Origin of the sequence: Collinsella sp. AF20-14LB, assembly GCF_003459505.1 — a bacterium.
Classification (GTDB): domain Bacteria; phylum Actinomycetota; class Coriobacteriia; order Coriobacteriales; family Coriobacteriaceae; genus Collinsella.
The window spans coordinates 1-7,099 of sequence record NZ_QRWD01000030.1 but is presented as its reverse complement, the minus strand read 5'-3'; the positions used below and the strand labels follow the sequence as shown (position 1 = coordinate 7,099).

6 protein-coding genes are annotated in these 7,099 nt (G+C 59.4%); all 6 read left to right on the top strand.

Annotated features, from left to right (window positions below; all coding sequences use genetic code 11):
* The first annotated feature begins 157 nt into the window (after nt 1-157).
* The 6 genes from acpS to tsaD are packed head-to-tail and all read left to right on the top strand — an operon-like array spanning nt 158 to nt 6,981.
* Nucleotides 158-697, top strand: a complete 540-nt coding sequence (gene acpS / locus DWX63_RS10795; RefSeq protein ID WP_117843704.1) for a holo-ACP synthase — start codon at nt 158-160, stop codon at nt 695-697.
* The gene (locus tag DWX63_RS10790) at nt 698-2,314 is read left to right on the top strand and encodes an NAD(P)H-hydrate dehydratase (protein ID WP_082222952.1); all 1,617 of its coding nucleotides are present in this window, start codon (nt 698-700) and stop codon (nt 2,312-2,314) included.
* Between the two features lie 2 nt (nt 2,315-2,316).
* Nucleotides 2,317-3,462 carry an alanine racemase gene (alr, locus tag DWX63_RS10785; RefSeq protein ID WP_035137770.1) on the top strand — a complete coding sequence of 382 codons (1,146 nt, stop codon included), beginning with the start codon at nt 2,317-2,319 and terminating at the stop codon, nt 3,460-3,462.
* An 8-nt stretch (nt 3,463-3,470) separates the two neighbouring features.
* Nucleotides 3,471-4,091 carry a uracil-DNA glycosylase gene (locus DWX63_RS10780; RefSeq protein WP_006235848.1) on the top strand — a complete coding sequence of 207 codons (621 nt, stop codon included), beginning with the start codon at nt 3,471-3,473 and terminating at the stop codon, nt 4,089-4,091.
* 12 nt (nt 4,092-4,103) lie between these two features.
* Nucleotides 4,104-4,610 carry a tRNA (adenosine(37)-N6)-threonylcarbamoyltransferase complex ATPase subunit type 1 TsaE gene (gene tsaE / locus DWX63_RS10775; RefSeq protein ID WP_117843703.1) on the top strand — a complete coding sequence of 169 codons (507 nt, stop codon included), beginning with the start codon at nt 4,104-4,106 and terminating at the stop codon, nt 4,608-4,610.
* Nucleotides 4,597-6,981 (top strand): tRNA (adenosine(37)-N6)-threonylcarbamoyltransferase complex transferase subunit TsaD, encoded by a 2,385-nt coding sequence (gene tsaD, locus DWX63_RS10770; RefSeq protein WP_117843702.1) that lies wholly within the window; start codon nt 4,597-4,599, stop codon nt 6,979-6,981. The genes tsaE and tsaD overlap by 14 nt, the downstream gene beginning before the upstream one ends.
* Nucleotides 6,982-7,099 lie beyond the last annotated feature (118 nt).

Below are 7,099 nucleotides of genomic sequence, written 5' to 3'. Positions count from 1 at the left end.
GTCAGAGGAAATGGAGAAGGGGGAGGCATCGCGGCCTCCCCCTTTTTTGCGTTTACGGGCTCTTGTCTCACATAGTAGCTGTGTTTTATAACCCTCGTTTGTCGCATCTTCTGTGAACGGGCTACAATAACTTAGTCTGTGCGATATGGAGGTGAACATGGCTGAAGCTGGTATCGGCGTTGATATCGTCGAGATTTCCCGTATGAAATCAATACTTGAAAAGACGCCGTCGTTTGCTCGGCGTGTGTTTACCGAAGAAGAGCGTGCGTATTGTGATGCATCATCGCGCCCCGCTGCTCACTATGCCAGCCGCTTTGCTTCGCGCGAGGCGGTACTTAAAGCTCTCGGCACGGGTTTTAGTCAAGGCGTTGGTCGCAAGGATGTTTCGGTTACGCGTGATAAACTCGGCAAACCGAAAGCGCTGCTTTCGGGCCGTGCTCTCGAGATCGCTCAAGAGCTGGGTGTTGTTGAGGTCGCTCTTTCCATTACGCTTACAGGAGACTTAGCCGTTGCGAATGCCATCGCGATTACCGAAGATGCTCGGCCTAAGCCAAAAGAGGAAAAGGTGTGTACCAAGAAACGCGTAGCGCAGACATTTAAAGAGGCTCGCTCTGTTTTAGATGAGCTTGAGCAGCTGCAGAATTCAGCATTGACGGAGCACCTGGGCGATGCTTCGCAAGATACGCTAGGAGCATAGATGAAACCGGTTTTGAGTACCGAAGAAGTCGTTCGTCTCGAGGATATCATCGAACGCGAAGGGACTTCGAAGGCCGAGCTTATGGAGCTAGCGGGTGAGTTTGCCGCCAACGAGGTCTTGAAGCTCAATCCCGATCGGGTTCTCGTTCTGGTCGGTTTTGGTAATAATGGCGGCGACGGTTGGGTTGCCGCCGATATTCTGAGCCATAAGGGTGTGGACGTCGATATCGTTTCTCCGGTTGAGCCGGATGAGATTCCTGCTGCTCTGGCACGTCATGTTGCTCGTCGTACTGCCGGCCGCGATGTGCACGTTTGCGTCGGCCCCTCGCGTGACGAACTCGAGGTTTTGATCGATAAGGCCGATGTTGTTGTCGATGCCATTTTTGGTACCGGTTTCCACGGGAATCTGCGTGCGCCGTTCTCCATCTGGATTCCTACGGTCAATGAATGCGCCGATTGTGTCGTATCCATTGATGTCCCCTCGGGCCTGAATGCCGAGACGGGCGTTGTTGATGACGACTGCATTCGTGCCGAGCATACGGTGACGATGATTGCGCCCAAGATTGGTCTGTATAGCGCTGATGGCCCTGAGTATGCTGGCGATTTGATCTGCGGCAATCTTTACGACCGTCTTGACGAGGTCATCGATGATGTCGACCACGCCGCCGAGATTGTCGAGCCCGGTGACTTAGTTGATTACTTTGCTCCACTTCCTACGAATATCGATAAGTATTCCCGTGGCTCTGTGCTTATTGTCGCCGGATCTGCGCAATATCCTGGTGCTGCCATTATGGCGGCCAAGTCTGCAGCTCGCGCGGGTGCTGGTTACGTGGCGGTCGCGGCTCCTGACGCCTGCGCTAATCTTATTCGCATGGCACTTCCTTCGATTCCCGTCTTTGCTATTCCGTCTGATTCCCGCGGCTCCTTTGGCGCCGCTGCGCGCATGACGGTGTGCGAGATTGCAAAGAAGTACAGCTGCGTACTGTGCGGTCCCGGTATGACGACGTCGGCCGGCGCTATGCAGGTGGTTTCGGGCTTGCTCGAGCTTGATGTACCGCTTATTTTGGATGCCGATGCACTCAACTGCCTTGCTAAGATTGCCATTGACGGTATTGATAGTAACCCCGAGATGTATCGTCGCGAGCAGCCGTTGGTTATGACGCCGCACTATCGTGAGCTTTCGCGTCTGGTTGCCGGTGACGAGGTGAACGACCTTGGTACCGCGATTGCGGCCGCGCAGAAGGTTGTCTGGGCTGCAGGCTCCGACAATCTGGTGGTCATTGCCAAGGGGCCGACGACGGCTATCTGTGGCGTTGAGCGCGTTCTGTTGCCGCTCTCGGGTCCGGCTTCTCTGGCAACTGCCGGTTCGGGTGATGTTCTCGCGGGTATTTTGGCCGGCACGCTTGCCACCATGCGCGACGAGATGGATCGTTGGGAGTTGCTGTATTCGTACGCCGTCGCACTTCACAGCTACGCCGGTTTTGCCGCGGCGACGGAGTATGGTGAGAAGAGCGTTATCGCGACCGATCTTATCGACTTGATTGGTCCTGCCATGGAGCTGGCGGCAAAGGATGCGCTCGAAGATCTGGGAATCATGGACGAAGGGTCGGATGACTAATCATGAATAAAGCCGATTTGACGCGCTGGTCCTGGGTCGAGATCGACCGCGGGGCGCTCCGTCGCAACACGAGGGCCTATAAGAACTTGTTGAATCCACGTCAGCGCCTGTGCTGCGTGGTCAAGGCCGATGCTTATGGTCATGGAGCTGTTGAGTGCGCCAAGATCATGTATTCGGCCGGTGCCGACATGTTTGCCGTGGCGACGGTTAACGAGGGCGTTGAGCTCCGACAGGGCGGGATTACGAAACCCATCCTCATCCTAAGCGAGCCGCCTATCGAGGCCATTCCGACGTTGCTCGAGTTTGATATCATGCCCTCGGTCTATACGTCTGACTTTGCTCTTGCGTATGGCGAATGTGCCGTCGCGGCGGGCAAGGTGGGCAAGTATCATCTCGCCATCGAGACGGGTATGAATCGTATCGGCGTACACTACACACAGGTGCTCGACTTTGTCCGCGGTATAAATTTCCATCGCGGTATTCAGTGCGACGGCGTATTTACGCACTTCGCCACGGCCGATGAACCTTCGGGCTGGGACTACAAGCTGCAGTGTCAGCGCTTTACCGAGGCCGTTCAGGCCATTAAGGATGCGGGTTTTGAGTGCGGTATCGTGCACTGCGCCAACACGCCGTCCTCGATGCTCGACCCCTCGATGCATTTTGATATGATCCGCGCCGGCGTTGGCTTGTATGGCATGCAGCCGTGCGAGCTGAGTGGCCGCGTGATGCAGCTTGATCCCGTTATGAGCGTCCATGCGCGTGTGACGCGCGTGGCACACCCTGCGATGGGTGAGGGCGTGGGCTACGGTTTTACCTACCGCGTACCGCGTACGCGCGTTCAGATCTGCACGCTGCCGATCGGTTATGCCGATGGCCTATCGCGTACGCTTTCCAATCGTATGGATGTGCTGTATCGCGGCGAGCGTGTGCATCAGGTTGGCAATATCTGCATGGACCAGTTTATGGTCGCCATTCAGTCCAACCCGGCACACGAGATTCCCGAGGCCGAGTATGGTGACGAGATGATCATTGTCGGCCGCGATGGCGATGCCGAGATCACTATGGACGAGATGGCCCGACTGCGCGGAACGATTAACTACGAGGTCGCCTGCGGCTTTGGCATGCGTCTCGACAAGGTCTACGTGTAGGAGCCGCTATGGGCGTCATGCACATCCCCGGCCATACCCATCAGGCACCACGTGAGGTCGCACTCGAGGAAATTGAGGCCGTTCTGGGCGATTGTCACCTCTGCCAGCTCTACCAGTCGCGTCACAATATCGTGTTTGGCGTGGGAAACCCCCGCGCTCGCGTGATGTTTATTGGCGAGGCGCCGGGCCGCAATGAGGATTTGCAGGGCGAGCCCTTTGTGGGGGCGGCGGGCGAGGACCTCAACGGCATTTTGTCGCTGGCGGGGCTCAAACGCGAAGACGTCTACATTGCCAACGTGCTTAAGTGCCGCCCGCCGGGAAACCGCAATCCGCGCCCCGAGGAAGTGCTGGCTTGCTCACCGTTTTTGCGCGAGCAGATTCGAAGCATCTGGCCCGATATCATCGTGACGCTCGGCAACCCCGCAACGCACTTTGTGCTCAAGACCGAGATCGGCATTACCAAGCTGCGCGGCAGGTTCCATCAGATGGGGCACTTTGTGGTGATGCCCACGTTCCATCCGGCAGCAGCGCTACGCAATCCGGCGTGGCAGGAGCTGCTGGAGGAAGACTTTAAGATGCTGGGCGACTATCTGGAGCGACATCCCGCACCAGAGGACGCCTCGGAATAATAAGGAGCATATATGTCCCTGGAGCGCCTGGGGGTAGGTACTTACAAAACGACTTGCGCTGCCGATACGGAGTACTTTGGCGAGCTAATTGCACCGTGCCTTGAGGATGGCGATGTGCTCATCCTGACCGGTGGCCTGGGAGTGGGCAAAACTCACTTTACCAAGGGCGTCTCGCGCGGGCTGGGCGATGGACATATGGTTACGAGCCCTACGTTCGCGCTCATGGCCGTTCACGATCAAGGTCGTATTCCGCTGTTTCACTTTGATCTATACCGCTTGGAGCATGCCTACGAGCTCGAGGATACGGGCATTTTTGACGTGCTGGGCTATGAGGGTGCTTGCCTGCTGGAATGGGGCGAACAATTCCAGGACGAGCTGACGGATGAGTATCTTTCGGTGACGCTCAAGCGTGATGAGAGCGACAGCGACGTGCGAACGATCACGCTCGAGGCTCACGGCGAGCGCGCGACGGAGCTTTCCGATTTGATTGATAGGGCTGTACAAGATGAGCTTGCATAGGGACAACGCGCCGGTGGTGGCGCTCGATACTTCGACTGACATGCTTGCCTGCGCGGTAAGCTGGATTGATGCGCAGACGGGCGAGGCGAAGCTGGTGAGTGGCGACCATATGTGCCGTCGCCATGCCAATGTGGAGCTCGTGAATACTGTTGATGGCGTACTGAAGCAGGCCGGCCTGGATCGCAGCGATGTTGGTTGCTACGTGGTCGGCCGCGGCCCGGGGTCGTTTACGGGCGTGCGCATCGGCATCTCCACTGCCAAGGGCCTCGCGCGTGGTGCCAATGTTCCGCTGCTGGGCGTGTCGACGCTCGACGCTTGCGCTTGGACGGCGTGGAAGGCTGGCGTGCGCGGCAAGCTTGGTATCTTGGCCGACGCTATGCGCGGTGAGGTATATCCGGCGCTGTATATGCTGGTCGATGAGGGCCCCGAGCGTCAATTTGAGCGCGAACACGTGGTCAAGGCCGCCGTGGCGCTCGATGAGTGGCGCCAAGCAGCGGACTGGGACCAGGTTCAGCTGACCGGTGACGGTCTCGTGCGCTATGGCAAGCTGCTGGGTGAGGACGAGACCGCCCGCTGCGTGGAGCGCGACCTGTGGTGGCCTTCGGGCGAGGGCTTGCTGCTCGCGCACGCTGCGGGTGACGGCGATCCGGCTCGCGTCCTGCCGATTTACACGCGCCTTTCGGATGCCGAGGAAAACGAGCGCAAGCGTCTTGGTCTTGCCGAGAGTGCGCAGAGCGAAATTACGGGCGTTGCCGATGAGCTCGCCGGTCGTCATCTGCAGTTCCGTCCCATGGGCGCGGCGGATGCCGAGGGCGCGAGCACGCTAGAGGCTGCCTGCTTTGAAGGTGCCGGACACGAGGCGTGGACGCCGGGTATGTTTCTGTCTGAACTGGGCAAGGACGTCGCTGCGCCGCGTAGTTGGTGGGTGGCGCACGACGACGGCCGTCTGCTGGGTCTTGCCGGCGGCATGGTCGTGGACGGGGACGTGCAGATTATGGACGTTGCCGTCGATCCGTCTCATCGCCGTGAGGGTATCGCCCGCAAGCTTCTGTCGCACGTGAGCTATGACGCGCAGATGCTCGGCTGCACCACGGCTTCGCTTGAGGTTGAGGACGGCAACGAGGGCGCAATTGCACTCTATGCCGCCCTGGGTTTTACCGAGGCTGGCCGTCGCCGCGGCTACTATGGTGCTGGCAAGGACGCAATCGTCATGACGGCTCCGCTGCCCCTGGTGCTTCCGGTCGACAATGCTTCGCCCGAGCCGACGGCGGCAGAGCAGCGCGTATGGCCGCTGGCCGCGCCCGATCGCACCGTTGAGGAACGTGCCGAAATCGAGCGCCGTCGCCTGGTGCTTGCCATCGAGAGCTCCTGCGACGAGACGGCCGTGGCGATTATCGATGCAGATGGCAATATGCTGGCCAACCAGGTGTCGACGCAGATTGATTTTCATGCCCGCTTTGGCGGCGTGGTGCCCGAGATCGCCTCGCGCAAGCACGTTGAGGTGATTGTGAGTGTCGTAGATGCGGCGCTTGAAGATGCCGCGGCATCGCTTGGCCTTGAGGGCGGAGCGATTGCGCCAAGTGAGCTTGCCGCCGTGGGCGTGACGCAGGGTCCAGGCCTGGTGGGCGCCCTGGTGGTGGGCGTCGCCTTTGCCAAGGGCTTTGCATATGCTGCCGGCAAACCGCTCGTGTGTGTCAATCATCTGGAGGGTCACCTGTTTGCCAACCTGTTGGCGCAGCCCGACCTCAAGCCGCCGTTCATCTTTACGCTTGTCTCGGGCGGGCACACCATGCTCGTGCACGTAAAGGCATGGGGCGACTACGAGGTGCTTGGCGAAACGCTGGACGACGCCGTAGGCGAAGCTTTCGACAAGGTGGCAAAGGCCCTGGGCCTGGGCTATCCCGGCGGCCCCATCATCTCCAAGCTGGCCGAGACAGGCAACCCCAAGGCGATCGATTTCCCCCGTGCGCTTAACAGCAGGGGAGACTACCGCTTCTCGCTTTCGGGTCTCAAGACGGCGGTGACGCTCTACATCGAGCAGGAGACCAAGGCCGGGCGCACGATTCACCTGCCCGACCTGGCGGCCTCGTTTGAGGCGGCGGTCTTTGACGTGCAGTACAAGAAGGCCAAGAACGCCCTGCATGCCACCGGGTGCAAGGAGTATTGCATTGGCGGCGGCGTCTCGGCCAATCCGCATCTGCGCGAGATGATGATCAAGAAGCTTGGACGTCAGGGAATCCGCGTAACGGTGCCGCCTCTCTCGGCATGCACCGATAACGCCGCCATGATCGCGGAGGTCGCTCGCCGTAAATTCGACCGAGGAGAAATCTCGCCGTTCGACGTCGACGCCGATCCGAACATGACGCTGTAGTCGTGCTCGTGCGGTCCCCGGCGCTGCCCGGGCGCCAGCGGCCACATATGAACTTTCCTGCTCGGACAGTCCTGCTCACGACGGAGGCCACATTAAGTGGCCTCCTGTTCGTGCGGAA

Bases quoted from the DNA above. Each gene is read 5' to 3' on its own strand.
- acpS (WP_117843704.1), top strand. From the start codon at position 158: ATGGCTGAAGCTGGTATCGGCGTTGATATCGTCGAGATTTCCCGTATG.
- DWX63_RS10790 (WP_082222952.1), top strand. From the start codon at position 698: ATGAAACCGGTTTTGAGTACCGAAGAAGTCGTTCGTCTCGAGGATATC.
- alr (WP_035137770.1), top strand. From the start codon at position 2,317: ATGAATAAAGCCGATTTGACGCGCTGGTCCTGGGTCGAGATCGACCGC.
- DWX63_RS10780 (WP_006235848.1), top strand. From the start codon at position 3,471: ATGGGCGTCATGCACATCCCCGGCCATACCCATCAGGCACCACGTGAG.
- tsaE (WP_117843703.1), top strand. From the start codon at position 4,104: ATGTCCCTGGAGCGCCTGGGGGTAGGTACTTACAAAACGACTTGCGCT.
- tsaD (WP_117843702.1), top strand. From the start codon at position 4,597: ATGAGCTTGCATAGGGACAACGCGCCGGTGGTGGCGCTCGATACTTCG.